The sequence below is a fragment of the Nitrospiraceae bacterium genome (genome assembly GCA_019637075.1).
Classification (GTDB): domain Bacteria; phylum Nitrospirota; class Nitrospiria; order Nitrospirales; family Nitrospiraceae; genus JAHBWI01.
In genome coordinates this window covers 873,358-899,142 of the sequence record JAHBWI010000001.1, presented here as the reverse complement: position 1 = coordinate 899,142, position 25,785 = coordinate 873,358, and the positions used below count along the sequence as shown (strand labels likewise).

27 protein-coding genes and 2 rRNA genes are annotated in these 25,785 nt (G+C 59.2%); 17 read left to right on the top strand and 12 right to left on the bottom strand.

Annotation, left to right across the window (positions count from 1 at the left end):
* Positions 1-275, top strand: a 23S ribosomal RNA gene (locus KF814_04285); the annotation flags it as partial.
* Positions 276-414: 139 nt separating this feature from the next.
* Positions 415-531 (top strand): 5S ribosomal RNA (rrf, locus tag KF814_04280).
* A 927-nt stretch (positions 532-1,458) separates the two neighbouring features.
* Here rrf and xth read toward each other — a convergent pair.
* The gene (xth, locus tag KF814_04275; GenBank protein ID MBX3235349.1) at positions 1,459-2,331 is read right to left on the bottom strand and encodes an exodeoxyribonuclease III; all 873 of its coding nucleotides are present in this window, start codon (positions 2,329-2,331) and stop codon (positions 1,459-1,461) included.
* Between the two features lie 257 nt (positions 2,332-2,588).
* Here xth and KF814_04270 point away from each other — a divergent pair, with 257 nt between their 5' ends.
* On the top strand, positions 2,589-3,140 hold the full coding sequence (locus KF814_04270) for a hypothetical protein (GenBank protein MBX3235348.1): 552 nt from the start codon (positions 2,589-2,591) through the stop codon (positions 3,138-3,140).
* Between the two features lie 16 nt (positions 3,141-3,156).
* Here the strand turns inward: KF814_04270 and KF814_04265 are convergent, their stop codons facing one another.
* On the bottom strand, positions 3,157-3,546 hold the full coding sequence (locus tag KF814_04265; protein MBX3235347.1) for a hypothetical protein: 390 nt from the start codon (positions 3,544-3,546) through the stop codon (positions 3,157-3,159).
* A gap of 446 nt (positions 3,547-3,992) precedes the next feature.
* Here KF814_04265 and KF814_04260 point away from each other — a divergent pair, with 446 nt between their 5' ends.
* Both KF814_04260 and KF814_04255 read left to right on the top strand, forming a co-directional pair.
* A complete protein-coding gene (locus KF814_04260; protein MBX3235346.1) occupies positions 3,993-4,292 on the top strand; it encodes a hypothetical protein in 300 nt (99 codons plus the stop codon).
* Between the two features lie 231 nt (positions 4,293-4,523).
* Positions 4,524-5,087 carry a hypothetical protein gene (locus KF814_04255; protein ID MBX3235345.1) on the top strand — a complete coding sequence of 188 codons (564 nt, stop codon included), beginning with the start codon at positions 4,524-4,526 and terminating at the stop codon, positions 5,085-5,087.
* A 57-nt stretch (positions 5,088-5,144) separates the two neighbouring features.
* Here KF814_04255 and KF814_04250 read toward each other — a convergent pair whose 3' ends face one another.
* A complete protein-coding gene (locus tag KF814_04250) occupies positions 5,145-5,852 on the bottom strand; it encodes a hypothetical protein (protein MBX3235344.1) in 708 nt (235 codons plus the stop codon).
* A gap of 189 nt (positions 5,853-6,041) precedes the next feature.
* Between KF814_04250 and KF814_04245 the strand changes: the two genes are divergently transcribed.
* Positions 6,042-6,956 carry a hypothetical protein gene (locus tag KF814_04245; GenBank protein MBX3235343.1) on the top strand — a complete coding sequence of 305 codons (915 nt, stop codon included), beginning with the start codon at positions 6,042-6,044 and terminating at the stop codon, positions 6,954-6,956.
* 4 nt (positions 6,957-6,960) lie between these two features.
* On the opposite strand, the gene KF814_04240 is transcribed toward KF814_04245, so the two are convergent.
* On the bottom strand, positions 6,961-8,640 hold the full coding sequence (locus KF814_04240) for a tetratricopeptide repeat protein (protein ID MBX3235342.1): 1,680 nt from the start codon (positions 8,638-8,640) through the stop codon (positions 6,961-6,963).
* Between the two features lie 173 nt (positions 8,641-8,813).
* On the opposite strand from KF814_04240, the gene KF814_04235 reads away from it, so the two are divergent.
* Entirely contained in the window at positions 8,814-9,905 is a 1,092-nt protein-coding gene (locus tag KF814_04235; protein MBX3235341.1) for a hypothetical protein, read from the top strand.
* A 39-nt stretch (positions 9,906-9,944) separates the two neighbouring features.
* Here KF814_04235 and KF814_04230 read toward each other — a convergent pair whose 3' ends face one another.
* Together KF814_04230 and KF814_04225 are read right to left on the bottom strand one after the other, a co-directional pair.
* On the bottom strand, positions 9,945-10,253 hold the full coding sequence (locus KF814_04230; GenBank protein ID MBX3235340.1) for a DUF3574 domain-containing protein: 309 nt from the start codon (positions 10,251-10,253) through the stop codon (positions 9,945-9,947).
* 189 nt (positions 10,254-10,442) lie between these two features.
* Positions 10,443-10,727, bottom strand: a complete 285-nt coding sequence (locus KF814_04225; GenBank protein ID MBX3235339.1) for a hypothetical protein — start codon at positions 10,725-10,727, stop codon at positions 10,443-10,445.
* Positions 10,728-10,972: 245 nt separating this feature from the next.
* Here KF814_04225 and KF814_04220 point away from each other — a divergent pair, with 245 nt between their 5' ends.
* Both KF814_04220 and KF814_04215 read left to right on the top strand, forming a co-directional pair.
* Entirely contained in the window at positions 10,973-12,271 is a 1,299-nt protein-coding gene (locus tag KF814_04220) for a DEAD/DEAH box helicase (protein ID MBX3235338.1), read from the top strand.
* A gap of 38 nt (positions 12,272-12,309) precedes the next feature.
* Entirely contained in the window at positions 12,310-12,657 is a 348-nt protein-coding gene (locus tag KF814_04215; GenBank protein MBX3235337.1) for a hypothetical protein, read from the top strand.
* 281 nt (positions 12,658-12,938) lie between these two features.
* On the opposite strand, the gene KF814_04210 is transcribed toward KF814_04215, so the two are convergent.
* From KF814_04210 to KF814_04195, 4 genes are all read right to left on the bottom strand, one after another.
* Entirely contained in the window at positions 12,939-13,208 is a 270-nt protein-coding gene (locus KF814_04210) for a hypothetical protein (protein ID MBX3235336.1), read from the bottom strand.
* Positions 13,209-13,481: 273 nt separating this feature from the next.
* Positions 13,482-15,008, bottom strand: a complete 1,527-nt coding sequence (locus KF814_04205; protein MBX3235335.1) for a sigma 54-interacting transcriptional regulator — start codon at positions 15,006-15,008, stop codon at positions 13,482-13,484.
* Positions 15,009-15,014: 6 nt separating this feature from the next.
* The gene (locus KF814_04200; GenBank protein ID MBX3235334.1) at positions 15,015-16,703 is read right to left on the bottom strand and encodes an alginate export family protein; all 1,689 of its coding nucleotides are present in this window, start codon (positions 16,701-16,703) and stop codon (positions 15,015-15,017) included.
* A gap of 105 nt (positions 16,704-16,808) precedes the next feature.
* The gene (locus tag KF814_04195) at positions 16,809-17,312 is read right to left on the bottom strand and encodes a hypothetical protein (GenBank protein MBX3235333.1); all 504 of its coding nucleotides are present in this window, start codon (positions 17,310-17,312) and stop codon (positions 16,809-16,811) included.
* A gap of 292 nt (positions 17,313-17,604) precedes the next feature.
* Here KF814_04195 and KF814_04190 point away from each other — a divergent pair, with 292 nt between their 5' ends.
* Together KF814_04190 and KF814_04185 are read left to right on the top strand one after the other, a co-directional pair.
* On the top strand, positions 17,605-18,951 hold the full coding sequence (locus KF814_04190; protein MBX3235332.1) for a hypothetical protein: 1,347 nt from the start codon (positions 17,605-17,607) through the stop codon (positions 18,949-18,951).
* A 175-nt stretch (positions 18,952-19,126) separates the two neighbouring features.
* Positions 19,127-19,516 (top strand): PilZ domain-containing protein, encoded by a 390-nt coding sequence (locus KF814_04185; GenBank protein ID MBX3235331.1) that lies wholly within the window; start codon positions 19,127-19,129, stop codon positions 19,514-19,516.
* 16 nt (positions 19,517-19,532) lie between these two features.
* On the opposite strand, the gene KF814_04180 is transcribed toward KF814_04185, so the two are convergent.
* Positions 19,533-20,789, bottom strand: coding sequence for a DUF3393 domain-containing protein (locus KF814_04180; protein ID MBX3235330.1), 1,257 nt, complete (start codon positions 20,787-20,789; stop codon positions 19,533-19,535).
* Positions 20,790-20,950: 161 nt separating this feature from the next.
* Between KF814_04180 and KF814_04175 the strand changes: the two genes are divergently transcribed.
* Both KF814_04175 and arfB read left to right on the top strand, forming a co-directional pair.
* Positions 20,951-21,595 (top strand): ABC transporter substrate-binding protein, encoded by a 645-nt coding sequence (locus KF814_04175; protein MBX3235329.1) that lies wholly within the window; start codon positions 20,951-20,953, stop codon positions 21,593-21,595.
* A 169-nt stretch (positions 21,596-21,764) separates the two neighbouring features.
* The gene (gene arfB / locus KF814_04170; GenBank protein MBX3235328.1) at positions 21,765-22,181 is read left to right on the top strand and encodes an aminoacyl-tRNA hydrolase; all 417 of its coding nucleotides are present in this window, start codon (positions 21,765-21,767) and stop codon (positions 22,179-22,181) included.
* Between the two features lie 19 nt (positions 22,182-22,200).
* On the opposite strand, the gene KF814_04165 is transcribed toward arfB, so the two are convergent.
* Positions 22,201-23,073 carry a fatty acid desaturase gene (locus tag KF814_04165; protein ID MBX3235327.1) on the bottom strand — a complete coding sequence of 291 codons (873 nt, stop codon included), beginning with the start codon at positions 23,071-23,073 and terminating at the stop codon, positions 22,201-22,203.
* Positions 23,074-23,210: 137 nt separating this feature from the next.
* On the opposite strand from KF814_04165, the gene KF814_04160 reads away from it, so the two are divergent.
* From KF814_04160 to KF814_04145, 4 genes are all read left to right on the top strand, one after another.
* Positions 23,211-23,552 carry a cysteine rich repeat-containing protein gene (locus KF814_04160; GenBank protein ID MBX3235326.1) on the top strand — a complete coding sequence of 114 codons (342 nt, stop codon included), beginning with the start codon at positions 23,211-23,213 and terminating at the stop codon, positions 23,550-23,552.
* Between the two features lie 195 nt (positions 23,553-23,747).
* Complete coding sequence (locus KF814_04155; protein MBX3235325.1) at positions 23,748-24,128, top strand: PilZ domain-containing protein; 381 nt, start codon at positions 23,748-23,750, stop codon at positions 24,126-24,128.
* Positions 24,129-24,288: 160 nt separating this feature from the next.
* Positions 24,289-25,224 carry an LpxL/LpxP family Kdo(2)-lipid IV(A) lauroyl/palmitoleoyl acyltransferase gene (gene lpxL, locus KF814_04150; GenBank protein ID MBX3235324.1) on the top strand — a complete coding sequence of 312 codons (936 nt, stop codon included), beginning with the start codon at positions 24,289-24,291 and terminating at the stop codon, positions 25,222-25,224.
* 123 nt (positions 25,225-25,347) lie between these two features.
* Positions 25,348-25,728 carry a PilZ domain-containing protein gene (locus KF814_04145; GenBank protein MBX3235323.1) on the top strand — a complete coding sequence of 127 codons (381 nt, stop codon included), beginning with the start codon at positions 25,348-25,350 and terminating at the stop codon, positions 25,726-25,728.
* Positions 25,729-25,785 lie beyond the last annotated feature (57 nt).

The following is a 25,785-nucleotide window of genomic DNA, read 5'->3' as shown; positions in this document are numbered from 1 at the left end:
GAGGAGAGTTGAGAGGGGCGTTCACTAGTACGAGAGGACTGTGAAGGATGAACCTCTAGTGTGCCGGTTGTCGCGCCAGCGGCAGCGCCGGGTAGCTATGTTCAGTTGGGATAACCGCTGAAAGCATCTAAGCGGGAAGCCTGCCTCAAGATTAGCTCTCCCGGGGCGCAAGCCCCCTAAAGGACACTCGTAGACTACGAGTTTGATAGGCTGGGTGTGGAAGGCCTGTGAGGGCTGTAGCTGACCAGTACTAATCGTCCGTGCGGCTTAACATACTTTGCTCCTGATAGACGTGGTCTGTGTGCGCGAGAGCGCACATCGTGAAACGTGAATCGTATCTCGTGAAACGCGTTCGGAGAAGAATAAGTTCCCAACGCTTCACGAATGACGAGCAACGAATCACAGATAAGAGTTCCCGGTGGCCTTGCCGGAGGGGTCACACCCGTTCCCATACCGAACACGGAAGTTAAGCCCTCCAAGGCCGATGATACTGCTGCCGCGAGGCAGTGGGAAAGTAGGACGCTGCCGGGTTACAAAAAGGGCCTGTTGGGTCGAAAGATCCAACAGGCCTTTTTATTTTTTAACCCGGTGCAACGTCCATGGGGAAAGTTGATGGGGTTTATCTGGCGACGGTAATTACGATAAGACGATGAAGAGTTGCTGCACGAGCAAGCCCAGGGGCAAAGAGCCTGTCCCGGCAGGCTTTCGGTGTAGCACTGTTCGCCTTGGCAGCCTGGCATAAAAAGCATGGGGAGCAGAGCCGTGACGGTCGGCAACTGATGTGAAACGCAATTGTGAGCAGAAAAGGTGCTCGGAAGCGATCTTGTCTCGACGCATGCCGCTGAGGCACTGGGGAGAGCATTTCTGTTCGTCCATTTGCGTTCCCGATGACAAGGGATAGGAGGAGCCGCACGTCGTTCAATCTCACCTGGGGTTCCACGTTGTAGTCGTCGATCGTGTAGTCGCCACGATCGAAAGTCATCACCCCGCCGTTTCGCCACATCCTGTTACTGGCTGTCCAATGCTGCATAAAGACTGGATCGTCTGTTCCAACAGGGACGTAGTTGTTGCTCAATGACGATCTACGAGACTGGACTTGAGCAAGACGTGCACTCCGTTTCTTGATTTCGAATTCAGGTTGAGCGTTCTCGCCGATCGGTCAATGTTTGATGACTTGGCGACGATCTCGCCATGATTCTGGTGTTGCGCTTGCGCCTCTCTGTTCAAAGGACGACTCAGCAGTCTCACCATCACCAAACCAGCAAAAATTCCCCGCGGACCCAGTCGTAGAGAACGCAGAAGGGTATATGCCAAGCAGGTGTGTCGGCATAGGGTCTATGGCGGTAATGAAAGAGATCCCAGAATCCATGGGCCGCATATCCTGCGGCGATCAAGAGCGGATTGAACTGGAGACCTGCCAGCCCGACGGCGGGGACAAAAGACGGGACAATCTACGTTTCAGGCCATCCGCAGGCGAGCCGCGATGCGCGACTCGGCTGAGGCCCAGCCGGCGTCGAAGGGATGGCCGGGCTTGTCGAGGTCGATGACGACCGGGGCGTGATCAGAGGGCATCGGCTTGCCTTTCCTGGCCTCGCGATCGATCTCGGTCCAGACGACTCGCTGTTGCAATGACTTCGTCACGAGCAGATAGTCGATGCGCATGCCGATGTTCTTGTGGAAGTTGCCGCCACGGTAATCCCACCACGTGTACCGCCCTGGTTCCGGGTGATGCAATCGGTAGGCATCGAGAAAGCCCTCATTTGACAGCCTCCACAACGCCTGCCGCTCTGGCTCCGACACGTGCGTGCCCCCAACGCAGGCGGCTGGGTCCCACACATCGATATCGGCTGGCGCGACGTTGAAATCACCGCCGATTACGGCTGCAGTATCCGGAGCGACGGCCTGATTGATCCAGCAAGCCAGCCTGTCGAACCACACAAGCTTTGCCCGATAGAATGGCGAGTCCACCTGCCGGCCGTTCGGCGCGTAGATGCAGACCACGCGGATGCCGGCACATTCGGCAGTGATCATCCTTGCCTCGGCGAGTGGTTGGTCGTCACCAGTCTCCCGCGCCAGCCGTAACGGCTCTCCGAAATTCGTGATGACGCCACCAATGCCGCATCGGCTCGCAATCGCCACGCCGTTCCATCGACCCTCGCCATGGTGCGCCAGCTCATAGCCGGCTTGCTCAAATGCATTGACCGGCGCGTCTTCGTCCGTCAGCTTTGTTTCCTGCATCAACAGCACGTCCGGCTTCGCCCGATTCAGCCACCACAGGACCTTCTCGAGGCGAGCCTTCAGCGAGTTCACGTTCCACGTGGCGATCCGCATGCGTGAAGCTTACCTCATCTGGGGCGAGTTTGGGGGAGAAAACCCCGACATGTGTCTCGGCAGTCTCCTACCAAACCAGAGGGAACGCTCCAAGGAGCCAGTCCTATGGGATGCAGAAAGGGGTGCACCAACAAGGCTGTGGGTAGAAGGGGCACGAGGCGATGAATGAGATCTCGGAAGCCAGGTGCGTGTCCCTTGCGTGCGAGAGAAACTGTTGCATCGTTCTGCTGCCGGCTGCATGATGCCGACAGGCCTTCATGCTTCTCCACTGCACTAAGAAGCTCGCGGCGAAGCTCCCCGCTGATGTGTTTGGGAGGCCGGCTCCCAGGTCTGTTTCTGTCCAAGGAAAACCGTCCTCGCTTGGCGCCTGGCATGGCCATCTGCTGATTCTCGGTCGTCGGCCATGCCTGTTGCTCTGCCACGATCTCACTCGCTATGGGCTGTTTCTTCCCGGCTTCCGCATGTCGCAGGTTGGAGAGTTAGGTCGGCTGGATCGTGAGTTATTGCTCGCCACGCTGGCGGCAGAAGGAGTGCCCGCCGCTTACCTGGATCGGCTTGAACGAATTTGGGGACCGCTCCGAGGAGACACCAAAACAGACCGTTCGGTGTTGGCATCGTTACGGGTGGCCGCTGACGACCTGCAACATGGTTCTTTACCTCGGCTGGCGAATGTCTTGGATCTGGATCCCATGACGACATCAAGCCGGTTCAACGAACGGCCCTGCAGGGTGCGCACGTTACTGACCTGGCCGGTCCAGGCGATGCTGACGCTCATCCACGAAGAGATGCGGGCGTCGACGAATACATGAACTCCCGCCCTGGGATTCAGGTTGTCTTCCGCGCTCCGTGCCGCGAGAGGTCATGGTACATCGGTGGCGTCACTTCCTCGCAATAGTCGAAGAGCGCTTTCGCCGACCAGAGCGGAATCCCGGCGGCTTCCGGTACATACTCCAGCAGATCCATGAACCGATTCATTGCCGCGTACACGCCTTCCACATCGCCCCGATCGAGCGCCACCCGGGCGACATTGAGCTGTGCGAGGTACGGGTCGTATGCTGCCTCCCTTCCTTCCAATCGAGCGAAGTTGCGGTGGTCTGCCAGAACTGCTGCGAGGTCATCCACCCAAGACGCGGCTGCTGCCGGGGCAGCCACGATGGAGAACAGGGGCCACATCACGATCATGCAGAGGACTGTATGGCGGAATGTGTCTCGCATAGGGTCCTCCTTTCATCTGTCGCGCACAATGCACCGGGATCGTTGTCCCTCCTTGGAATTGTCCGTACAAGAATCGTGCAAGGTGCGACCGTAGTTCCACGAGACTTTTCGCATGGTTAGCCTGCCCTTGAACCGGACCACAGGGGGCGTTCTGTTGCGAATTTCATCATTCAGCGATGGGGGAACGTCACTTCAAGCAATTCCGTCGGTTAGGTGTCCAGACTAGTAGACGAGTTTGAAACAGACCGGGGTAAGAAGCCTCAAGTGCGATCCAGCACAGTGAGCGTGAGAAAACGAAGGGGCGGGATCTTGCCCGAGCCATCCCCCATTCCAGTTGACTCGCAAACAGCACGAAGCCAAGATGCGCTCCGAGGTGGCGATGCGGCGCGTCCTCTATGCTCTGCTTGGGCATGAAGGACTCTGGCTGGCGATCAGCCTTGTGGCCTATGTCTTTGCAGTCAGAAGTCAGCCTGCAACCCAGCGGGAATCGATTTCTTGGAAGCACTCTGGGCGGGGATTCCCTTGGCCGGGATTCCCCTCACATTACATTCCTGACGGGCTATTTGTCGCAGGGTGGCGGTGGGCGGTGGCTTCTGCGAGCGGTGGTGGTTTCTTGCGCCGGCGTGCTGGTGGCTTCATTCATTGTGGCCAGCAGGGTTGACTACCACGATTCCCGAAACTCCGGTTTGGTGGGCGCGCCGTTCGGCGCCATCGCCCTGTTCTGGCGTAGCCACAGGCGGGGATGATGAGCCGCTTGACAGCTGTGTAGGCTGGTGTGATGCTCGAGGGGCGGGCGACAGTAGGCGACGATGCCGCGTAGGGCAGTAGCGTGTGCCCGGAGTTGCCTGCAGAACAAAAGCATAAAAGCGGTGTCTTCGGTCGAGGGCGGCTTTCCCGCTGCCGTACACTTGACGGCCGTCTCGACAAGGCACATAGTTTCTGCGCTGCGGCGGGGCCTCACTCAAGGAGGAAGCAGGATGATCTCTGTGCGTCGACCAGTATTTCCGGCTTGCTGGATAGCCGTTGCATCCATGCTGATCGTGTTCTGTTCTGGCGGTGACGCTCTGGCGCAACTGCGGTTGCCGAGTGCGGATGCGAAGGCCTGCAAACTCTTGCCGATGGCGGATCTAGAATCCCACTATGGTTCCAAGCCCGCACGAGTCAGCGGGACCGATGGTGCGTCGCTCTCTGTGTGCACGGCCACATTTGGGAGTTACGTTGCCAGGGTGGAAAGTGCCCCGGCCGGTTCCTCAGCGGGCTTACCGACGAGTGTCGCTTCAGCCCTACAAGGGGTAAAGGATATGTTGGCGAGCTCACCGATCCTCAAGCTGCAAGAGAGCAAGGACTTTGGCAAGGTTGGCTGTTACAGTACCAAGCTGTCCAATAATATGGGTGGCTCGCCGGAGGTGGTGTTCTCGACGGTGTGCCTGATGACAGAAGGCGGGTATCTCAATTTCACGATGTCTCATTCAGATCCAGTGCGCGTCACGTTTGAGCTCGTGAAGGCGATGCTGGAGAAGACCGCGAAGCTACGAACCTAGCCAGACTTTCTGGGATTGATCCCAATACCCTCCTGAATCTGTGGTGACGGGAACTCCTCAGCGAGGGATGAGGCCATCGGCAATGCCGTAGGCCATAGCATAGCAAACGAAGATTCCCGCGCCCCCAACCAGGCCGAGCCATATGGCATCGGTCCAGTCAGCCTTGACGACCCGTTTCGCCAGCACCGCCAAGATCACCGCGATTCCGAATTCTCCGAAGATGATGTAGTAGGGCGTGTTGGACAGGAGACGGCAGTTGCTGTAGGTCCACCAATTGATCCGCCTGGCCATTTCTTCGTAGTACGGGATATTGATCGCGCCGAGCAGGCCCGTTGCGAGCAGCCCACCTCGGCCCCATCGTTCCCACAGCCACAGTCCGACAGCGCCGAACTGGACCGTCACGATCTGCCACGCGAGAGGCATCCAAAGGGGGGACCGCCAGAGCATCGGGCCGCCGCCGACGGAGTAGTCGAGCGTCCGAGTAAAGTCCACCAACCAGGCATCCGCTGCCAACTCTGCGATCCCCACGGTCAATCCGAACAGAATGAATCGCCCCAACAATCCATCTCGGTGGCGCAGAACAAAGACGATGAGCAGGGCATTGTCGAATAGGTTGAGGGCGAGGCCGCTGCGCCAATCGGACCATGGGGCGAAGCTGAGGAGTGCCACCGCGACGATGTTGATGGCAATGGTCGCTGCAATGATCCCGAGCCGTCTCACCGCGAGCCGGTCGAAGACCGTTTTGCCTGCCGTTGTCTGTGTCATGACCGCGTCCATACTTCATTCTTCGTCGCGCGGGAGGAATTGGATCTGCTGCAAGCCGAGAATATTTTCGGTGCGGCTGGATCGGAAATGCTTGGATTCTCGCCCATTGACGCATTCGGACAGGCGGCGTACGGTACGCCATCTTCCCGCGCCACAGCCAGTGGGAAGGCCTCAGAAGGGAGGGAGTGAATGTGGCAGATGGTTGGAGGGGCGAACAAAGTTCGGCTCCTGGTCTGTGGCCTGGCGTTCTGTATGTCTGTCGGTGCTTGCTTTACACCGTCCAAGGTGGAAGCTGCGGCGCCGGATTGTAAGGCGCTCGACAATCCTCAGGCCGGCTTTTCGCCGAGAGCGTTTACGCTCACATCGATGTATGTCCGCGCGAAGGCTCCTGAATATTCTTTCGTGAAAGGCCAGTGGGTGCTCGGTGAGACCCAGGGAATCCTGGCGCCTAAGACTTGCCTGCATGTGCTCCGGCGGGAAGAGATCGGCGTCATTCAAGTCTGGTATTGGGTGCGCTATCTCGACGCGGCCCGGCAGATCCGAACCGGTTGGGTTTGGGCCGGAACGAAAGACAAAGACGAGGGTAGTTACATCGGCGGGGATACCAGTGCGAAACCGACGAGTAGCCCTCTGCAGCAGAGTCCTGCCCTGCCGGATCCGTTTGCGTGGTTGGCTTCCGACGCCTATGCCCAGGGCGACACGTTGCCGCCGCCGGCGACGGCCGCCGGTGAAACCGAGACCGTTTTGCCGAAGCCGCCGGTTGCCGATATGGATTATCTCGTGGAAGTGCCGGTGCTGGGCATCCATGCGAGCGTCGGGACGATTTCGGCGATCGTGCTGTTCGTCATCATGGTCCTGGGCATGATCGCCAAGGCCGTGTGGGATCAGATCGATATCGATGGAAAGCTGCAACCATCGAAGAGCAAAATCATCCGCCCGCTGCTGGTGTCGCCGATCGCGTTTTCCGCATTCTGGGGGCCGATGTATGTGCAGCAGGGCGGTGGGGGGCTCTCGCTCACGATGGCGCTCTATGCGTTTCAAATCGGCTTTATGTGGCAGCACGTGCTGGAAAAGAAGGTCGGCGACGGCAAGAAAGGCGACTGAGCGATCAGTAGGTCCAGGTCAGCAGTGTCGTGAAGACATTCTTGCTGTAGGCATAGACCGGCACATTGGAATGATTGAAGACCCCTTGATACTGGAGAGCCCAGGTCAGGTGATAGGGTAGCGGCTTGGATACTTGGAGGAACAGGTCCTGCTCGATGTCATGGCGTTGGGAGAGTCGTCCGAGGTTGTCGAGAAACACCGCCTGCGTATCGCTGTAGGCCCGCCAGTGGACGTCATAATCGATCCTGACCATCAGCTCGTACCATGGGAGCATCGCCTGCGCCCCTAACTGGAGCCGGTTCCCATTGTACGAGAAGCTCGACCCGCTCGCCGCCTCGGTATCGAATTGGTATCCCGCGCGAAGAATCAAACGATCCTGCTGAAAGCGGAACGCATGCAGCAGTCCGAGCATATTGTTGAAGGCGTCTCGTGATTCGGGCGCAAACCGGATATCGCTGTCTCCCGGCTCCGTGAAGAAATCCTTTCGCTGGAATCGGTAGAGCAGCGTGCTCAGGTGATCGACTTTCCCAAGCACAGGCAGGTTGGAACTCGGCGGTACGATGGTCGCGGGGAAGATCAACGAATGCCGGGACATGAACCCTCTCATGTCCAACAACATGTAATCGAAGCTGTATTGGGTCCCCACCTCGTAGGGCATGCTGCCGAGCGTCCCACGATACGTGCCTGCCAGTCCCCCTTGGTGGTTCTGAATGTTGAACCGTCCCACCTCGCTACGGCTGTTCACTGTCTGGTAGTACGAGTAGGTGATGGTGGATTCGATCGGACCGCTGCGATACCAGGCGTAGTCTCCGCGCGCAGAAGTCACGAAGCCGGGCGACTGAGTTGGACGGGAGCGAAGGGCGTCCGCCACGGGATCACGGCTGCCGCGCGGATTGACTGCGACGTTGTCATCATAGTAGCCACCGACAGCCACCTGGGCGTGGAGGCGTCTGCTGTCGGGCGTCGGAGCTGCCACAGCCAAGGCTTCTTGGATCCGGACCGAGGCCCCCGTAATCGGCGAAGTGGGCTGCACCCGCTGTGCGGCGGTGAGCGCTGCTTGGGCTTGATCTGAGAGGCCAAGGGTTCCCAGCGCGAGCCCCCGGTAGAATAACGCTAATTGTTGAATGTCCGGGTCGGAGGAGCGATTACCTTCGAGCGCCGTCGCCGCGCTGTCATAGGCCTTTCGTTGATATCGAAGAACGCCCACGTAAAAGCCGAGGTTTTCTCGATCTGGTTGGAGCCGATACACCTCTTCCAGGAGCGGATCTGCCTTGTCATAATTTCTGGTCGCGAAGTAGGCGGCGCCGAGTTGGAAGGTGACTTCCACGTCCTCAGGCCGTTGGGCATGCAGCGTCACCAACGGCGCAACCGCCTGCGCCGCATCCCCCCGCGCCAGATGGCAGAGAGCTAGGTAGTACAGCGCCCGCGCGTTGTTGGGATCCAACTCTGTCGCTTTAGTTAAGAGCGCGATGGCTTCGTCATAGCGCTTGTGCTCATAGGACAGGATCGCTTCGGCGACGAGGACGTCGGCGTCGGCCATTTGAGCCACGGCAGAAGGCATCCAGGGCTGGAAGAAGCCCAATGCCACGATCAGCGAGATCGTGAGGCAGAGCCATCGCCAAGCCGGCTGCGGGATCGGTATCACTTTGGAACGATGTTGTCTCAGATTTCGACAGGCTGCCACTTGCACAAGAATCCTGCTTGACCTCGGTTTTTACGTTTGCCTACTATACGACAATGATGGCTCGTTTGCCGAGTCATTATCCTGGGAAATAGGCTCTCATCAAGACTTTGCAGGCATTCCCGCTGTCTCGTTGTGAGCCGGTTCTTCCGCAGCCGAATGAAACATGGTGAACTATGAGACATAGAACTGTTGGCGTCGCGGTGGTGATCTGTGTTGCGCTGTTCTGGCTCTCCCCGTTGTGTGCGGTGGCGGCCGGTGATTCCGCTACTCCACCCTTGCCGCTTGGGACTGCTGGAAACGGCGTCGTAACGGGTGTGGAGGGTACGGCAGTCGTCGCTTCTATCGGCGGTGTTGCGGTCAAGCGCCCGCTGAACCTCGGCGATGTCATTCGAGCCGGCGAGACCGTCACAGTGGAAAAGGCGGGAAAAGTCGACATTCTGTGGGATCGCCGTGCCTTGGTCAGCGTGGAAGAGCACGGTCAGGTTATGCTGCAGGAATCGCAGCGGGGCCAAACTCTGGTTCGGTTGAAACAAGGAACGGCTCGAGTTTCGCTCTCCTATAGCGCAGGACGGATGACGGATTTGTTCACCTTGGAGATGCCCCAGGCCCATGTTGTGACGCGCGGGGGTGTGTTCGAGGCGACCATAGCTGGAGCGGATGGTCGATCGTTCTTTGCAAAATTGTTGAGTAGCGAACCGACTGAAACGATTCGAGTCTGGGAAGGGCAGGCCAGGATTGAGCCGATGTTGGGCGACCAGAAGCCCTTGTCCCTGAAGGCCGGGTCCGAGGTCGTGCTGAAATCGGGGACAGCGGTCGCAGTGAACGAGATACCGACGGCGTGGCGGAATCCTGCTCCGCTAGCCGCGCGTGAGGCCCATCGAATGATACCGAGCCCCGTGACGCGGCAAATCGTCGGTGCTCAAGTGGGGCAGGCGCTCGAATTGGAAAAGCAGCTGGTGCAGGCCTCACGTGCTCCCGTTGACAAGGAGCCGGTTGCCGCCAGTATGAAGGGGACGATACTTCCGATCAGTGCCGGCGTGCCCACATTGCCGGGGGTGCAGTCCTCGACAAGTCTTGTCACGGCGGCGGCTCCCTCATCACCGCTCCCTTCTGGTCCCAGCGTTCAGTCCGGCGCCGTCACGAGCCTGGGGACGAGTCAGTCCGGGGGCTTGAACAGCAATGCGCTGCTGCAACAGATCCTTAATAGCTTATTGAGGGGTAATCAGGGCCGAGGAAACTCTGGCAACCGGTCGTCGAAGAATTGAAGCGCGCGTGGTATCGGTTGGCTCGCAGGCGATGACGGCCTAGAAAGAAATGCAGGTGCGGGATCTGACCCGCAAGACCGCTTCCTGCTGGAATGTCCGCTTATATTGGTCCATGATGGTCCCAATCGCACGGTCTTTCCCCTCGGCACCGTCATGGGTGAGTTGGAGAATGTGCGAGGCCTCATGTTCGATCCTGCCGTCCGCCATCCGCCACTGGCCGGATGCAATCCAAGATGTCAGCCCTGCTGGAAATGAAGGGGTGACGGCATCATTGACGAATTGAGCCCACTCCTCCTGGCTCACTGCCCCGCCGGGTTTTGCTGTTCCGAAGTACAGGGTTTCCGTCACCGCTGCTTGTTCGCCCGGTCTACAGCCGTCGCTCGCAGGGAAGGCGCAACCGGCAAGTGCCCCAACCACAAGGCAGGTCAGCCAGCTGAAGAGCCGTGTGGTGTCTACGGGATCAAGTAATCTGCACGAGGCAGATCGCATAGGCCAGCCGATTGAGGATTGAAGGTCCGCAGGTCAGTACCATCGAGGCTAGGAAAGGTCAATGGTCGCGATTCCGATGGCTAGATCCGAGTCCTTGTCGCTGTGGGTGACCTTCTTGAAGGTATCAGCAATGGCGGGGCCGATCTTGGGAATCTCCTCCCCGATATTCTTCACAGCAATTTGGAATCCTCGCCCCATATTTTCGAGGGTAATGCCTTGATTTGCAGCGGCCTTCTCCTTATCGGTCGCTTCGGATGCCAAAGCCGTAATGGGCCAAAGTGTGGCGCTCCATAGGGCTAGAGCCAGACGAATCAGGGCATAGGATAGCTTCATGAACTCTGGACAGCATAGCAGGTAGGGACAGGGTAGTTTTCCGCTTCGGGTTGACCAGTCAGGCACCCATACGGTACAGTGACCACTGTGCGGCACCGTATCGGTCCACCGATGCCGAGACAGCTCTCATGTGGACCGCGCGATCGCATCGCGATTAGGTCCAGTTTGAGCGACTCCCACCGGATTCACTCTCTCCTCGGTTCTCTGATCCCGTCTCAATGCGATCACAACGAAAGGACAGTTTTGTGCACACGACTGCAGTCACGAGTTTTGACCAACTCGGTCTCTCTCCCACCCTTTTACGCAATCTGACCCAAACAGGCTTTGCAGAACCGACCGCCATCCAGGCCCAGGCGATCCCGCATGCGCTCACAGGCCGCGACGTGCTGGGCTGTGCCCAGACCGGCACCGGGAAGACGGCCGCATTCGTAATTCCGATGCTCGAACGATTGAGCGGAGGCCAGAAAGGGCAACCGCGAGCGTTAATTCTGGCTCCGACTAGGGAATTGGCAATCCAGATTCAGACGACGATCGATAAACTCAGCCAGGGTATGCAGCTGTTCGCCACCACGTTGGTGGGCGGTGCGGATATGCAGGCGCAGGTTCGCGGTTTACGCCAACGGCCGGACATACTGGTTGCCACGCCGGGGCGTCTGCTGGATCATATGTGGAATGGAACGGTCAGCCTCCTAGCCATGACCACGCTGGTCCTGGACGAAGCGGATCGCATGCTGGATATGGGCTTTGCGCCGCAGATCAATCAGATCCTCGATGCCATGCCGGAGGAACGGCAGACACTGTTGTTCTCCGCCACCATGCCGACCGATCTTGCTCGGCTGGCTCAGGCGTCGGTCAAGGATCCGGTGCGGGTCATGGTGACGAAATCCGCAACCACGGCGGATGGTGTCGACCAAGCGGTACACCATACGACCCATGACAATAAAAACAGCCTGCTCATGTCGTTGTTGCGGGACGGTGCTGGGACGGTGCTCGTCTTTGCCCGCACCAAGCATCGCGCGGATCGGCTGGGGCGGATGATCGACTCGGCCGGCCATCGAGTGGCCGTGCTGCATGGCGGGCGGACGCTGGGACAGCGGCGGGCGGCCTTGGAAGGCTTCCGTCGCGGGACTTTCCGTGTGCTGGTGGCGACGGACATCGCGGCGCGCGGAATCGACGTGGCCAACATCGGTCATGTCATCAACTACGACGTCCCGAATTGTCCCGAGGACTACGTCCATCGGATCGGACGGACGGCACGGATGCGGACTACCGGTCGTGCCACGACATTCGTCACCGCGGAGGATCATGACCAGCTGCGCGCGATTGAAAAACTGCTCGGGCAGGCAGTGCCGAAAGCCGAGGGCAGCCAGGGCGAATCGCTGGATGGACGAGCGAGCGGGGATTCGAACGGGCGCGGTGAGGCCGGGCGTCGTCGGCGGCGAGGGCGGTCTTCCCAGGGCTGGCGCCAGGGCGCAGGCAGCGGGTCTCGAAATCCGGAGGCTGGAAACATTGGGCAGAGCGATCACGGACCGGTCTCCTCGTAGGGACGGGCCCGATATCAGATGCGTTCATTAATTGGAGGATGAAGATGGCTGATGAGGAAAATCAGGATGCGGGGCGCCCTGCCGGACGGTGGGTGCGGATTCCCGACGGCACGATGGTGCAACATCGTCTCGATGGCCAAAAAGGCTACATCGATGGGCTGACGGAATTCGTCGTTGGGCCGGCCAAGAATCCTGACGGGCGCACGCAATATCGGATCAATGTAGGCAAGTGTGACCGCCTCCTGCTGGCGGAGGACGATTTGTTGATCGTGACCGACGGGGAAGGGCTGGTGAAGATGGCGAAGGAGAAGGGCGAATATCGCTCGCTCGTCAGCAAGCAGCTGCGAGTTGTCTTTGCTGCGGAACGGTTCGTGAAGTCGTCCTAGCCGTTATTGGCTTGGGGGAATTTCCCCACACGCCCCTCTACTCAGTAGAGGGGCGCCTGGGGACCCCAGTGCAACCCTTCGAGATCTGGATCCTCGCCTTCCTTAGTCGTCGGGCGATTTGCCTTCTCTACCTTGCGTTGCTCTCGGCGGGCTTCCTTCTCCCGCTGTTTAACCTGCCTGGACTTTTCCCGGTCACGTTTCGCGATGGTGGTTTTTCCTACGCGTGCGATCGTACCCTCCTTCGATCCGAGTGGTCTACAGAGTGTGGTCCAGTGTCTAGCCTAGCGCTTCTTGGCGCGTGGGGATTTCCGGGATGAACCGGTCCGTGAGGCGTGCGCTTGTGCTTGTTCTGATCGTGCGCGTGTTTCTGCTCCGAAGCCGAGGCTGGCAAGCGCCGTGACCTCGCGGCGGATCTCGTCCATCGGTGTCTCCTGTGGGGCGATGGCGGGATCGAGCAGGCCGAGCTCACTCCAGCGGATCCGAACCTTCGGGACCGACCGCTTCTTCTTCTGTGAGGCCTTATTTCCTCTCCATACAGAGGTAATCTTCATCGGGCACTCCTTTCACCATGCAACAGGATGGCGATGTCCAGGCCATCAAACTGGGGGCAGGAGGCAGAGGGGGTGCCCCTGAGCCTGCCCATACCTCCTCCCTCGCGGGACGAGAGATGGGCCGTAGGAGCAGCGTAAACAAGGGGAATTCGCAGCTGAGCCCCATAAGGAACGGGGGGCGCGAACAGGGGACGGTGCGCGTGACTCGTACGGTACGGCAATGTATCACGTCACCCTCCCCCCGGTCAAACCGCTGGGGGCCAGGTCAAGGGATTAGGCCTGCCGAGCTGGGCGTCTGAGCCCAAGTTTCCGGAGTCGGCTCCGGAGGGTTTCCGGATTCAGCCCGAGCAGCTGAGCGGCGCCCTGGGAACCATAGATGCGCCAGCCCGTCTGCTCCAGCACTCTGGCAATATGGTCCCGTTCAAGATTCTCCAGGTCTAACATTGGACAAGGAGGCGGGGCGGGCCGGTGGGCCGGGAGCAGGATCTCATCCACGCTAATCTGTGAGGTTTGGGAGAGGATTACAGCCCGTTCGATCACGTTTTGGAGTTCCCGGACGTTCCCCGGCCAGCCGTACTCCATCAGTCTGCTCATAGACTTGGTGTCAAAATGGAGAGGGGGACGCTTCAGCTTGGCCCCGATTTTGGTCAGAAAGTATGAGGCTAACCGTGGAATGTCTTCACGCCGGTCTCGCAGGGCGGGCAAGCCGATTGGGAATATGTGCAGGCGATAGAACAGATCCTGGCGGAAGTTTCCCGTTGTGATGGCGGCCTGCAGGTCATTGTTGGTAGCGGCGACCAAGCGAACGTCGACCGGGAGCGGTTTTATGCTTCCCACGCGGTCTACCTGGCCGTCCTGGAGCACCCGTAGTAACTTGGCCTGGGTCTCCAGCGGCATCTCTCCGACCTCATCCAAGAACAGCGTTCCGCCGTCCGCCAGTTCGAATCTGCCCGGTCTGCGTTGGTCAGCGCCGGTGAAGGCCCCCCGTTCATGTCCGAACAATTCGCTTTCAATCAAGCCTGACGGTAGTGCGGCGCAATTCACCCGAATGAAGGGCTTCTTGTGCCGGGGGCTCATATTGTGGATCGCTTCCGCCAGCACTTCCTTGCCTGTTCCGGTGTCACCGAGCAGTAGAACTGTGGTGGTGGTCGGGGCCACCGCTTTTGCGAGGTCCAGCACTTTGCGGAACGCCGGGGATTCGCCGATGACGAAATCGAGGTTACGCGTCGACTTGACCTGTTCTGCCAGGTACTCGTTTTCTCGTCGCAGCTCGTCGCTCAGTTGCTTGATTTGTTGGTAGGCCCGAACGTGGTCGATGGCATAGGCGATTTGAGTGGCCACCTGTTGCAGGAACTTGACGTCGTCGGCATCGAGCGTCCCCGGTTGGGTGCTGCCGATGTTGAGCGTGCCGAGGCAATGTTCACGGACCAGGAGGGGGAGATTGATCATTCGCTCGAGTCCCTCTTGCACGTAGTAGCGGTCTTCGAAGAACACCTGTTCCCGTTGAAGATTCGGTCTGATGTGAAGACGGCGATGGCTGTAGACCCAGCCGACCGCGCTGCCGTTCCGCGGGATCACGGCATCCTGCGTCAGTGCGGGAGAAGCCATGTGGGTCACGACGGCATAAAAGCGGAAGGCGTCACGATCCTGATCGTAAAGCGTCAGCCCGGCTCGATCCCAAGGAATCACATTTTGGATTTGGTCGGCGATGACTTGCCATAAACTCTCCAAATCCCGCTGGGAGTTGAGGATATTGGTGACTTCGAGGAGCGTTTCGAGGTTAAGGTTGGCGCGTTGCATGGCGGTCTAAAAATTCGTCCAGAGTTGCAGGATGCCCCAATCTTGATCGGATCCACGGCCCAACTGATGAAACACGTAGGGACCGGGAAAAAAGTGCCCGACCATTGCCGTGAACGAGACTTTGCCGTCGGCAAACATCCGGGTCCAGGCAAAATCAATCTCATCGCCGACATGGGTTTCGACGTTGTCGGCGCGTGAGAAGATCAGCGGGGATTGACTGCCACGGTACCAATTGTCCCGCGCGCTTGCCAAGCACTTGCGGAGGGCCCAGAGCTCGATGTGATCGCGGGTGCTCGGCCGAAATTGTATATTGATCTGCGCCTGGAGGGTGTTTCGCCAGGCGCCGTTGAGCATGAATCCCACATGGAGAAAGTTCGTGGGGAAAAAGTTTTCGAAGGTATTGGCATTGCCGCCGCAGGAGCGGGCCTGTCCGCCGGACGGTGTCACGCAGTTGCTGTCGCCGTCGCCCGACGCATAATCGAAACCGAATGCGACACGAGGTTTCCAGTCGAGGTCGTACCAGGTATAGCCTATCCAGGTGCCGGAGGCCCAAGCGTTGATGTTCAGATTACGCCGGTCATCAAATCCCAATCCATCGGCCATGCGACCGAATTGATAGGCTGCCTCCTGGGTGAGGTCCCAGTTTCCGCGGCGCCATTCCGTCCGCAGTCCTACCATGTGCCGCAGTTGATTGGATGATTTCGGAAGGTATGAGCCGGGATTGGCCTGCTCGGGCAAGCGATTCGAATAGAACACGTAGTATGGTTCTAGTACGAGCCCAGGCAGGGAACGGACTTGATTGTAGAGGAGGACCATGTCCACATCGCGTCCGGCATCGTCTGAACGTCTGTCTGGCGCCGAACCGCATGAGACTCCGCTCGCCTCGCATGGCAGGACGTTCGGCGAAAGACTTCCGCCAGGATCGCCTTGTCCCAGGTCGGTTTCAGCATGTCGGAACCATCCAATCTTACTGTCGACATGCTGCCCTGCATAACTCAGCAGGACCCCATCGTGCGAGTAGCCGGTGTTGGCCCAGTCGAAATGGCCGAACAACCGTTGATTGCCGAACACGAGATACTGTCGGCCGAGCTTGGTGCTTAGTCCCTCGATTCCAGCGAGGTTGCGCAGCAGCAGATATCCGGTTCTCAGACCCAACCGACAGAGTCCGGGGCGTTGTGTTGCGCATGGGGGTGTCCCTGCGTCATTTCCCTTCAGCGGGTCGCCGTTCCCGCCCCATGTGGCGCTGTCCTGCAACTCAACGAAGAAGGTAAGGTTCGGGGTGGGATCGTATCCCAGTCCCACTCGCATCCATTGCTGGATGTAGAAGTCACTGGCAGCGGGGCCGGAACGGGCCGTCGTGCCGCTTCCCGATTCATCGAGCCCGTTGCAGACCCCGGAGACCGGCGGCCCTCCGCCGAAGCAGGCGCCGTTGCGCCATTCCGGCCGTACGCGGAGATCGGCGCGTATCCAGATTTGTCTCAGGTCGAAGGGCGATGAAGGCTCTGCGAGGACCGGTTTCTCCAGCGTCAATGCGTGGTTTGGGCCAGGCGACAGGAACCAGGGGATTGTCGGCCCCGCTGGGGTGTTTGTCCCTTGTGTCTCGGCTGCCGCCGTGGAGTACCGGAGCAGAACGGTCCAGAGCGACGATGAGATCAGCAGCCCGAGGAAAAGCCATTGTGTGAGGCATCGTCGCATGAATCGGAGAGGTTGCGGACCGTTGTGTTTCCTGTAGGGAGGGGAAGCCGCCCGCATCGGAAGTGATGCAGGGCGGCTTCATGGATTCCGCATTAACCCTCCGGATCAGAAGGACATCGAGGCTCGTTCCTCCATGTCCCGGATCATTTCCTCCCATCGCTTCACTTCGTCGCTGCCTTTGGCTCGGACATGGCGATCCCGGGCATGGAATTCATCCGGCGTAACGCGGTAGCAGAAATCCCAGATCGCCTCTGCGCTATGAGCATCGATATCGCCAACCCGGGCTTCCAGCATCACCATGAATTGGTTGACTCCGTCATACGTCGCTCGCCGGTTTCCCGTACGATGGAACTCGCGGACCTTGGCCATCTGTTCGAGATATGGTTTGAAATTTCCAGAAATGATCCCTTTCTCGGTGAGGGTCTGATAAGTGACGACCTGCCCCAGCAGCTCTTCTGCCCAGGTGGTCGACTTTTGTGTCGTTCCCCACAGCACCGGGTTCAGAGCCACGCTGTCGGCCGTAGCGGTGGACGGTGACGCAAAGCCCGCCGGCGAGAACAACGCGAGTGCACAGGTCAGCAGCATCAGATGAGGGAAACGTGCAGGCATAGCGACCTCCTTGTCATGCATGCTCGGCCCAACAGCGGCTGGACCGAATGGTCAGGGTGAAATGAACCGGCCTCCAAGACGTGTCGTTCAATGATCGGGGCTCACAGCAAGGTGCATGCCTCAGCCTGCGCTGTTGAAAGTCAACGGAGAATGCTGGAGTTTTGGCAGGGGCCGCAGCGGCTCGTGTGGATCAGTGTGTGACCGACCGTGAGGGGCAACGGGTGGTCGTGAAATGCAACGGCGAACGGCTATGGGCGAGAGGCCCGAACAGACAGGCCTAGAAAGCCCGGACATGCGTTCGAGCGCCGTCCCCACAGATCCGATGTCGGTTGCTGTGATCCGCCCCATGGTGATGACGCTCATCCTGGGCGCCTATCTCCTCGTATCGTTCACCATCCTCGTCCCTTCCGATGACCTGCCGATGACTTCGCAGGCGCTGCTGGTCGCATGGGCCTCCACGCTTTGTAACGTACTCGTGCTCTATTACCACTACACTCGACCGGCCCACCCAAAGTTCCTGATGCTCCGCAGCCGGCGTTCGATCCTCTCCTGGCATATTGTGTCCGGAAGTGTGCAACTCGTGTCCTTGCTGTGGGCCTATGGAACCGGTCAGCCCGGGCCGACGATCGTGGCAGCAGCGACCGCGCTCCTGTTGCATGTGCCGACGTTCCTGTATCAAACGCCGATCGTGTTCGGGGCGAAGGCCGTCATGACACCCAGCTATTGGTTCGTGATCGCGCTCCACGCATTTTGCGCGGTCCGTCTGCTGCTCGATCCTTCGTCCGAAGCGTTGGTGCTGCAGACCTATTTGGCCTTGAATACGTATATGTGGTGCCGCGTATTCTCCGTGCTATTTCAGCGGTTCGGTCTCTTTCGAGATTCGCTCTACACGGTGTCGATATTCATTCCCGGGTTCGTCACCTTTCCCGCCGTCATAGGACCCGTCGCTCCCCTCGTGCTGATCGGGTTCATTCTGCTATATGTCGGCTCGTATCACCTTCTCTACCGACCTGATGATGAGGCGTTGCGCTACTTTTTCCGAGAACACAGCCGCTACAGCTTGCCCGATCTCTCGGCAAAACAAGACTGGATCCTGCGTCGGACTGCTGCCGCCGGAGGTGGCTCCGCCGAGGGAATGTCTTTGGGTGAGAAAGCACCGGCCAAAGCGGTGTTCTCGCTGCTGGATCAAAACCAGGACGGCGTGCTGGATTGGTCAGAAGTCGAGGGAGTCCTGATCGAGTGGAAAGCGTCGACTTTCTATCGGTCGGCCATCGGCCGGTTCCATGGAACCGGGCAGTCGTGGGCCTTCGAAGAGTTTTACCGACGGATCTGGCGCTTTCGTCCGATGGCGTCCCCTGTATCGATGATTTTCGATCGGGGACGGACCTACTCGGAAACCAAACGCGCCGATCTCGTGTTCGATCGTCTCGATATGGATCGCAGCGGCTATGTGGAGGCGTTCGAACTGCGGATGCTCTTGGTGGAATGGGGTGTGCCGGCTGAGGAAGTCGCAGGCTATGTGCAGCACTTCGACGACAACCGCGACGGGCGATTCTCCCGTGAGGAATTCAGAGTCAGATTTGGCCCCATCTGGAGATTTTGTTTCCATCAGATGGAGGGAGGAAGAATTCCGACATGAGCCCTAGTCGACGTCTTCTGACGGAGGGATTCTTGCGCAATCGCGCTTCAGGCCCTCGGTAGCACTAGCCCTGGATGTATTCAGATTCCCCCTCTGCTCAGACCCGCCCGATCCGCAAAATCAGTTCCCAAACCGGGAGGGCTGGTGTAGCGTGAAGGGGAGGGTATTTTGCTCTATGGATCAGTCCAAGCCTGACGGCGCCGCTCACACCGATCTTCGAGGCTGTACTCGTCTCAAAGTCCCTGCTCCTATTACCTGCACCTTCTCGAGAAGGGGGTTGCGGAGTTGGCTGCCCGGGTCGCGTCAGGGTGTGGTGCTCGATCTGTCCCTCAAGGGGGCGATGGTCATGGCCGAAAGCTCGATTCAGCCTGGAGAGCGACTGTCGGTCGTCATGAGGTTGCCGAGCCAGGTCCTGCGCATGCGCATTCAAGTCGCCACCGTTCGGTGGGAGCGAGATCGTGTCTATGGATTGGAATTCGTCGCGCTGTCGCCGGTGGCAGAACGGCGACTGAAGATGTTCGTGGCTGGGCTGTCGGAAAAAGATCCCCACACGTCCCGTGACTGAACCGCGTTGTGTAAGGTCATTTTGCGCCGGTCTCGTTCCCCGTCACGAACTGCTTCCGATACCCCGTCACCTTCGCGAGATAGTCACGCGTTTCTTGGTAAGGAAGGCCGGTGCGAAGACGGTCGTATAGGGCGGCTGGTTGCAGGCTGTTGATTTGCTGAACAGCTGTCCGTTGATCTTTCGAGAAGGTCTTGAAGACATTCCCTGCCCCGGTGTTGTAGGCCGAGATCACGCAGTACTCGCGGGAGACCGGGTTGCTCACATCATCCAATTGGTTGTAGCTAAGAACGTTGAGATAGGCCGTGCCCAGTTCGATGTTGTTTTCGGGGTCGAACAGATACTCGCGGCTCGGGATCTGATCCTGGCCCTTGGCTTTCCGGTAGGCATCGCGCCCTCCGCTAGTGGGAACGAGCTGCATCAGGCCAAAGGCAGGCGCCGAGCTAACGGCAAAGGGATTGAAGTTGCTTTCAGTGCGGATGATCGCGAAAACCAAACTCGGACTGATTTGGTAACGCTCCGCAAATTGATTCACTACGCTCCGATACTTTTCCGCCTGTTTGTTCGTAAAGTTGCTCACCATGGGGAGCTTGATGAAGTGAGCGGTTTGCGGCGCCCCGTCCATCTCGACCTTGCGCGACTCCATCTGCTGAGCGAGCACGTTGTCGGCGAATTTTTCGGCGTCGTCCGGCGTGCGAATCGGTCTATTGTCCCGGTCGACCACCAGTCCAAGCAGGTAGGGGGCTTTGTCGCTGGTCAACGTGACTTCCTTGTCCGTGAAGAGGTCCACGCTGCGCGGATCATTGGGGGTCAGCAAGGTCGTGACCACCGCGTTCTTCAGGCTGGCTTTCGGATCGTTGGCTTCGAGTGTTTCCACGGTGATGTTGCCGGTGTCGAAGTCCACGATCGCACGGCTGCGATAATTCTGCGTGTACTTCACATACTTCTTCTGCTCAGGCAGCTTGACCTCTTTCTGGCCCCATTTCTTCCCGACTTCTCCGCTCAACGCGGCCATCAGTTTCTCGAAATCTCGTTGAATCGTCCGCAAGTCGCGGATGAGCGCTTCAGGATCACGGCCGTAGTTTTCTGCCCTGCGGCGCGCCATTTCAGCTGGGTCTTTGCTTGTCGCGATATCGATGACGCTGCGCGTCGTGCCGCTGCGCAGGACGCTTTCGGCGCCGCCCAGGATCTTGTCGGTGGTTTCGCAGCCGGCCGTGACCAATAGCAGGCTGCCGGTGAGGATCTGGATGGCATAGGGTGCGCTGGAGTATTTCATGGGTGCAATTTTATCCGTTTTGGTGGAAAAGGTGAAGTAAGACAAGAAGATAAGGCCAAAAAAGTGGTTTGGGGTCTACGCGGGGTATGCCTTCGTATGGTTGAATGTAACATTGAGGCGTCGTAAGGTCGTCCGTTGGCATCGGGGCGAAAGGGATGGACATGCGAAAACATTCGGACGGTCTTAGTCGTGCCGTGGGGGTTTCATTGGTTCTCTTCCTTCTCCTGACCTCCTGGCTTGGGCCGACATTGGCCGAAGCGGAGGATAAGCCGGCCGATGCCGTACAGGGAACATTGCACGAGTGTCTGTACGTCTTGACCGAACTGAGCGATCCGAGTCGGGAAGCCCAACGAACTTGGGAATTCGAGCAGGCGATCCGACGGCATTTTGATTACGAGGAAATGGCCAAGCGGTCGCTGAGCGACGCGTGGGATGGGTTGCGTGGGGCGGAGCGGCGCCAGTTCGTGAAACTGTTTCTGCAGACGCTGCGGGATGACCTGGCCGAACATCTGAAGGGGGCCCGTAGCGGTTCCGTCACGCAAGTGATCGAGCGGGCCGATCAGCACGAAGCTGACGTCGCCGTCACGCTGACCGGAGAGGAGGGTGAGATCGCCACGAAGTTTTATTTGGTACAGAGCTCGGCCGGCTGGATGGTTCAAGACCTGACGATTAGTGGTGGGAGTCTGCTGGAACAGTACCAAGGGCAGTTCACCCGCATCCTGAAAGAAACCACACTGGCCGATCTGATGGAGCGGATGAGGCAACGGACCTTGCTCGTTCACCGGCTTGAGCCGGTCGGATCCTGATAGGGTAATGAAATCCAGCTGCGGCATGCGTGAATTGCGGCAGCATCCATTTACCAGCCTGTGTGATTCTTCCCCTTGAGTCCCTTGTCCCGTGAGCCCGTGCGATTGCCCTACTTGACCCCGTTCTGGCTAGCCTGTAGGGTGCCCATCTTAGCCGGCGAAACCCCCTATGCTGCAGATTTCCACGCACGTCGCCATTCCGGACGAAGAAATTGAATTGATCGCCGTTCGCTCACAGGGGCCTGGGGGGCAACACGTCAATAAGGTGTCGTCTGCGATCCAGCTTCGCTTCGATATTTCTGCCTCATCCTTACCGCCCTTCTACAAAGAGCAGTTGCTGGCGCTGCGGGACCATCGGATTTCACGGGATGGGGTCCTCGTGATCAAGGCGCAGGATTCGAGGAGTCAGGAACGAAACCGCGAACTTGCACTGATGCGTTTGCAGGAGCTGGTCCGCTCGGTGGCGATCCCACGAAAGACGAGACGGCCGACCAAGCCCACCGGCGGTTCTCGCCGGCAACGGTTGGAGTCGAAAGCCAAGCGTGCGAAGGTGAAGGATCTGCGGAGAAGACCGGAATCAGACTAGGGCTGCGCGTCAGGATTAGTTACGACTGGCCCTGCGAAGCCGTTCTGAGCGACGAGGCCAGACCGAGGGTGTACAAGGAGTAGATGAGCCATTTGGAGGGGTCGAAATTGTACCAGAGCGGCCCATTCCGATAGTCGCTGGGGTAGGTGTGATGATAGTTGTGGTAGCCCTCGCCGAAGGTAAGCAGGGACACGATCCAGGAATCGCGGCTGGAGTCACTGCTACCGTAGGGCTGCGCGCCCCAGATATGGCAGACCGAATTGATGCAGAAGGTCGAGTTCAACACGGCAAACGTGCGGCCGACTCCGGCCAACAGGAAGCAGCCGAGGCCGCTTTGCCACCCGGCGTAGAGATATCCTACGACGAAAGGTAACGCCAGACCGGCCAATACAATGGCCACATAATTCCGATGTTGCCACATTGCGACACGGTCTTGCGTGACCCGGGATCCGAAGCGGTCGTCCGTGCAAGGGACCGGGTCCAGCAACCAGCCGCAGTGGCTGTACCAGAACCCCCGCTGAGCATTGTAGGGGTCAGCGGCATGATCGCAATGGGCGTGGTGACGGAGATGGTCGGCTACCCACTTGGGGCCTGAGTTCTGGAGTGCCCACCCCCCCGCAATCAGCAGGGCTCCCTTGACCCAATCCGGGCATTCAAAGCTGCGATGGGTGAGGAGGCGATGGTACCCCACTGTAATGCCCAGTCCGCTGATGACGTAGAGGATGCCGAACATCGTCCAGTCCAGCCAGGAATAGCCGTAGACCAATCCATAGCCCGGCACGATAAGCGCCGAACCGGCGACCACCGACCAGAAGAGCAGATAGGTCCAAAACTTATGGTGGATGCGGTTGACGACGTGGGCCGGAACCGCGACGTTGGGCTGATCAGACATCTGTGCAACGATAATGAAGCGGCCGCTGTTTAGCAAGGGGGGGCTTGGCTGATTTGACCGGTCAACCGAGTGGGGACAGGGGCGTTATGGGAGGGGAGAGGGCAGAGGGTAAACCACGGCAAGAGAGGGAGGATCCCATGCGTGAGGCTTATTTGAGGAATATGGCGTTGATGTTCAGCCTGATCGTCGGGAGTACCTGTGGACTGACGGGGCAAGGAGTCTTTGCTGCCGATCAACCGGCTTCGGCGCCTGCTGCAGGAGGGGGAGAGTCCTCGACCGATGAGCCCTCGGGTTCCGACGGTGGGGGGCGCAGAGGGGAGCATCATCCAGTCCGGAAAGCCTGCCATGATGATGTGAAAAAACTCTGTGCCGGCGTGAAACCGGGTGAAGGCCGCATCGCGCAGTGTCTCAAGCAACATGCGCAGGAGTTGTCCCCCGGTTGTGCCGAGCAACTGCAGAGCCGCGCGAAGCGGAAGTAGGTCTGCGGCGGCACTTGCACTGGGTGAGAATCGGGAGGAGGGTGAAGGCTGCCGGCCTCCGAGTCGGTCTCACCGGCAGCGACCGCACGCAGCCATCGTCCTTGCGGGCGGCCTCGAAGCGCTGCAAAATTTCTGCATTTTAGTTCGAGAAATGTGCCTGCTGGTATACAGTGGTGTTCATCAGGGAGGATACCTATGGAAACCACTGAGAAGAAGGAGTACTTCTCCATCGACCTTCGGCAGCACCCGCGGTTGCGCATTTCCGCTCCGTTCGCCTGTTCGCTGTCGCGGTTGGGCCTGACCAAATGGTTCAGTCGCGAGCGGCAGGGGATCGGCGTCGTGTTCGACGTCTCGATGAAGGGCGCGAAGGTTATGAGCGAAACGGGGATCAAGCAGGGCGATCGCGTCGCGGTCAGCCTCAAATTGCCGAACCAGGTTTCGCCGATGATGGTCGAGGAAGCGACTGTGCGATGGGAACGGGACCAGACCTACGGCCTCGAGTTCATCAACCTGTCTGCGGTGGCGGAAATGCGCCTGCGGAAGTTCATTACAATCGCGTCGGCGCCGTCCCGCTAGTCATCTCCAACTCCAAGCAACGCAAAGATTCCCGGCGCTGATGCCCGGGGCCTCCCTCACACTCAACCAGGCGAGGCCTCGGACATCCGTTGGATGAGCGAACTCGATGGATCGTTGCGCCGGTCGCTTCCTTCTCCTACAATGGCCACCCCGGTCGGCCATGTCCAGCACAACGCGACGCCCCAGGCGTAAACAGCCACAAAATCTGGTTCACCCTTTCTATTGGCCCACCAGGCTGGGCCTCGCGTTGTTTCGTGCCCTGACCCTGCTTCCCGCACCTTGGCAATTGGCGTTGGGGCGTCAGTGCGGCCGCTTGGTCCGTTGCCTGCTTCCTTCCCGAAGGGCCATTGTTCAGGCGAATTTGGACGCCTGCTTTCCTGCTTGGCCTGCAGAAGAACGCGACCGCGTCAATCTCCATTGTTTCGAGTCCATGGGCATGGGGATAATGGAGACGGCGCAGGCCTGGTGGAGCGCCGATCCTCGACGGCACAGCGAGTGCACCATTACGGGGATGGAATACCTTCGAGCGGCGCTGGCCCAAGGACGCGGCGTCCTGCTGCTCGGTGGACATCTGCATACGGCGGAGTTGGCGGGACGATTCATGGCGTTGGAGCAGCCGCTGGCAATCGTCTACCGCCCGCAGAACAACGCGGTGGCGGAATCCACCGCGCACCACTCCCGCAGCCGCTACTACAGCGAATTGATTCATCACCGGGACATGCGCGCCATCCTGCGTGTGTTGGCCGAAAATCGTGTGGTCTGGTATGCGCCCGATATCGATGCGGGCACCAAGCGCAGCGTCTTTGCGCCGTTCTTCGGCGTACAGGCTGCCTCCCTGACGTCGACGGCTCGTCTCGCGGAGTTGAGCGGGGCGGCCGTGGTGCCGTGCTTCTATTACCGGCGAGAGCGCCAGGGTGGCTATGATATCGTCGTCAGCCCGGCCCTGGACTCCTTTCCTTCGGGCGATCCCGGCCAGGATGCGGCGCGCATCAATCTGGTGATTGAAACGGCCGTGAGGCGTGCGCCCGAACAGTATTTCTGGCAGCATCGACGATTCAAAAGCCGGCCCGAGGGGGCACCTCGCATATATTGCTAACATCTTGTCGGGTCGGTGCCGGCGTTCGGCCTGGCGAATCGTCGAAAATATTCGGCGAATCCGATCCCTTGCGATACAATCGGCTGGTGAAATTCGTCACGCTGTTGTCTCGTCTCCAGTGCGATGAGCCATTCCGACTACTCTGAATCCAAACGAATCGAACTGCGTCAGCACCAGCGGCGGCGGGTCCCGCCGACCTGCCTGTTGTCTTTTTCACGATTCGCATTGTCCATCTCCTTCAGCGGCGATGCGGAGGGAGAGGGGGCCGTCATCAACCTGTCTTCGAAGGGCTGCAAGGTTGAAAGCGAGGCGAGCGTCAAGGTGGGTGACGCGATGTCGCTCATTATTCTCCTTCCGGGTCAGCCGGCTCCGGCCAGTATAGACCTGGCGTTGGTGCGATGGGCGAAGGGGGATTGTTTCGGATTGGAGTTCATTTCCATTACGCCCGCCGATGCCAAGCGGCTCCAGGAATTCCTTGTCTCGGCGGACCCGCACGATCGATGATGGAGGAGCCGGTCATCCTTGCCCGGAGTCTCTTGCGCCCCTTCCTGCGCGCAAGTT

Excerpts from the sequence above, each read along its gene's own strand:
- KF814_04155 (MBX3235325.1), top strand. The coding sequence starts at position 23,748 with ATGGAAACCACTGAGAAGAAGGAGTACTTCTCCATCGACCTTCGGCAG.
- KF814_04205 (MBX3235335.1), bottom strand. The coding sequence starts at position 15,008 with ATGCAACGCGCCAACCTTAACCTCGAAACGCTCCTCGAAGTCACCAAT.
- KF814_04180 (MBX3235330.1), bottom strand. The coding sequence starts at position 20,789 with ATGAAATACTCCAGCGCACCCTATGCCATCCAGATCCTCACCGGCAGC.
- KF814_04250 (MBX3235344.1), bottom strand. The coding sequence starts at position 5,852 with ATGACACAGACAACGGCAGGCAAAACGGTCTTCGACCGGCTCGCGGTG.
- KF814_04195 (MBX3235333.1), bottom strand. The coding sequence starts at position 17,312 with ATGCCTGCACGTTTCCCTCATCTGATGCTGCTGACCTGTGCACTCGCG.
- KF814_04225 (MBX3235339.1), bottom strand. The coding sequence starts at position 10,727 with ATGAAGCTATCCTATGCCCTGATTCGTCTGGCTCTAGCCCTATGGAGC.
- KF814_04165 (MBX3235327.1), bottom strand. The coding sequence starts at position 23,073 with ATGTCTGATCAGCCCAACGTCGCGGTTCCGGCCCACGTCGTCAACCGC.
- KF814_04145 (MBX3235323.1), top strand. The coding sequence starts at position 25,348 with ATGAGCCATTCCGACTACTCTGAATCCAAACGAATCGAACTGCGTCAG.
- KF814_04260 (MBX3235346.1), top strand. The coding sequence starts at position 3,993 with ATGTCTTTGCAGTCAGAAGTCAGCCTGCAACCCAGCGGGAATCGATTT.
- KF814_04265 (MBX3235347.1), bottom strand. The coding sequence starts at position 3,546 with ATGCGAGACACATTCCGCCATACAGTCCTCTGCATGATCGTGATGTGG.
- KF814_04160 (MBX3235326.1), top strand. The coding sequence starts at position 23,211 with ATGCGTGAGGCTTATTTGAGGAATATGGCGTTGATGTTCAGCCTGATC.
- KF814_04210 (MBX3235336.1), bottom strand. The coding sequence starts at position 13,208 with ATGAAGATTACCTCTGTATGGAGAGGAAATAAGGCCTCACAGAAGAAG.
- KF814_04235 (MBX3235341.1), top strand. The coding sequence starts at position 8,814 with ATGAGACATAGAACTGTTGGCGTCGCGGTGGTGATCTGTGTTGCGCTG.
- KF814_04190 (MBX3235332.1), top strand. The coding sequence starts at position 17,605 with ATGCGTTCGAGCGCCGTCCCCACAGATCCGATGTCGGTTGCTGTGATC.
- KF814_04255 (MBX3235345.1), top strand. The coding sequence starts at position 4,524 with ATGATCTCTGTGCGTCGACCAGTATTTCCGGCTTGCTGGATAGCCGTT.
- xth (MBX3235349.1), bottom strand. The coding sequence starts at position 2,331 with ATGCGGATCGCCACGTGGAACGTGAACTCGCTGAAGGCTCGCCTCGAG.
- KF814_04215 (MBX3235337.1), top strand. The coding sequence starts at position 12,310 with ATGAAGATGGCTGATGAGGAAAATCAGGATGCGGGGCGCCCTGCCGGA.
- KF814_04175 (MBX3235329.1), top strand. The coding sequence starts at position 20,951 with ATGCGAAAACATTCGGACGGTCTTAGTCGTGCCGTGGGGGTTTCATTG.
- arfB (MBX3235328.1), top strand. The coding sequence starts at position 21,765 with ATGCTGCAGATTTCCACGCACGTCGCCATTCCGGACGAAGAAATTGAA.
- KF814_04245 (MBX3235343.1), top strand. The coding sequence starts at position 6,042 with ATGTGGCAGATGGTTGGAGGGGCGAACAAAGTTCGGCTCCTGGTCTGT.
- KF814_04270 (MBX3235348.1), top strand. The coding sequence starts at position 2,589 with ATGCTTCTCCACTGCACTAAGAAGCTCGCGGCGAAGCTCCCCGCTGAT.
- KF814_04200 (MBX3235334.1), bottom strand. The coding sequence starts at position 16,703 with ATGCGACGATGCCTCACACAATGGCTTTTCCTCGGGCTGCTGATCTCA.
- lpxL (MBX3235324.1), top strand. The coding sequence starts at position 24,289 with ATGTCCAGCACAACGCGACGCCCCAGGCGTAAACAGCCACAAAATCTG.
- KF814_04185 (MBX3235331.1), top strand. The coding sequence starts at position 19,127 with ATGGATCAGTCCAAGCCTGACGGCGCCGCTCACACCGATCTTCGAGGC.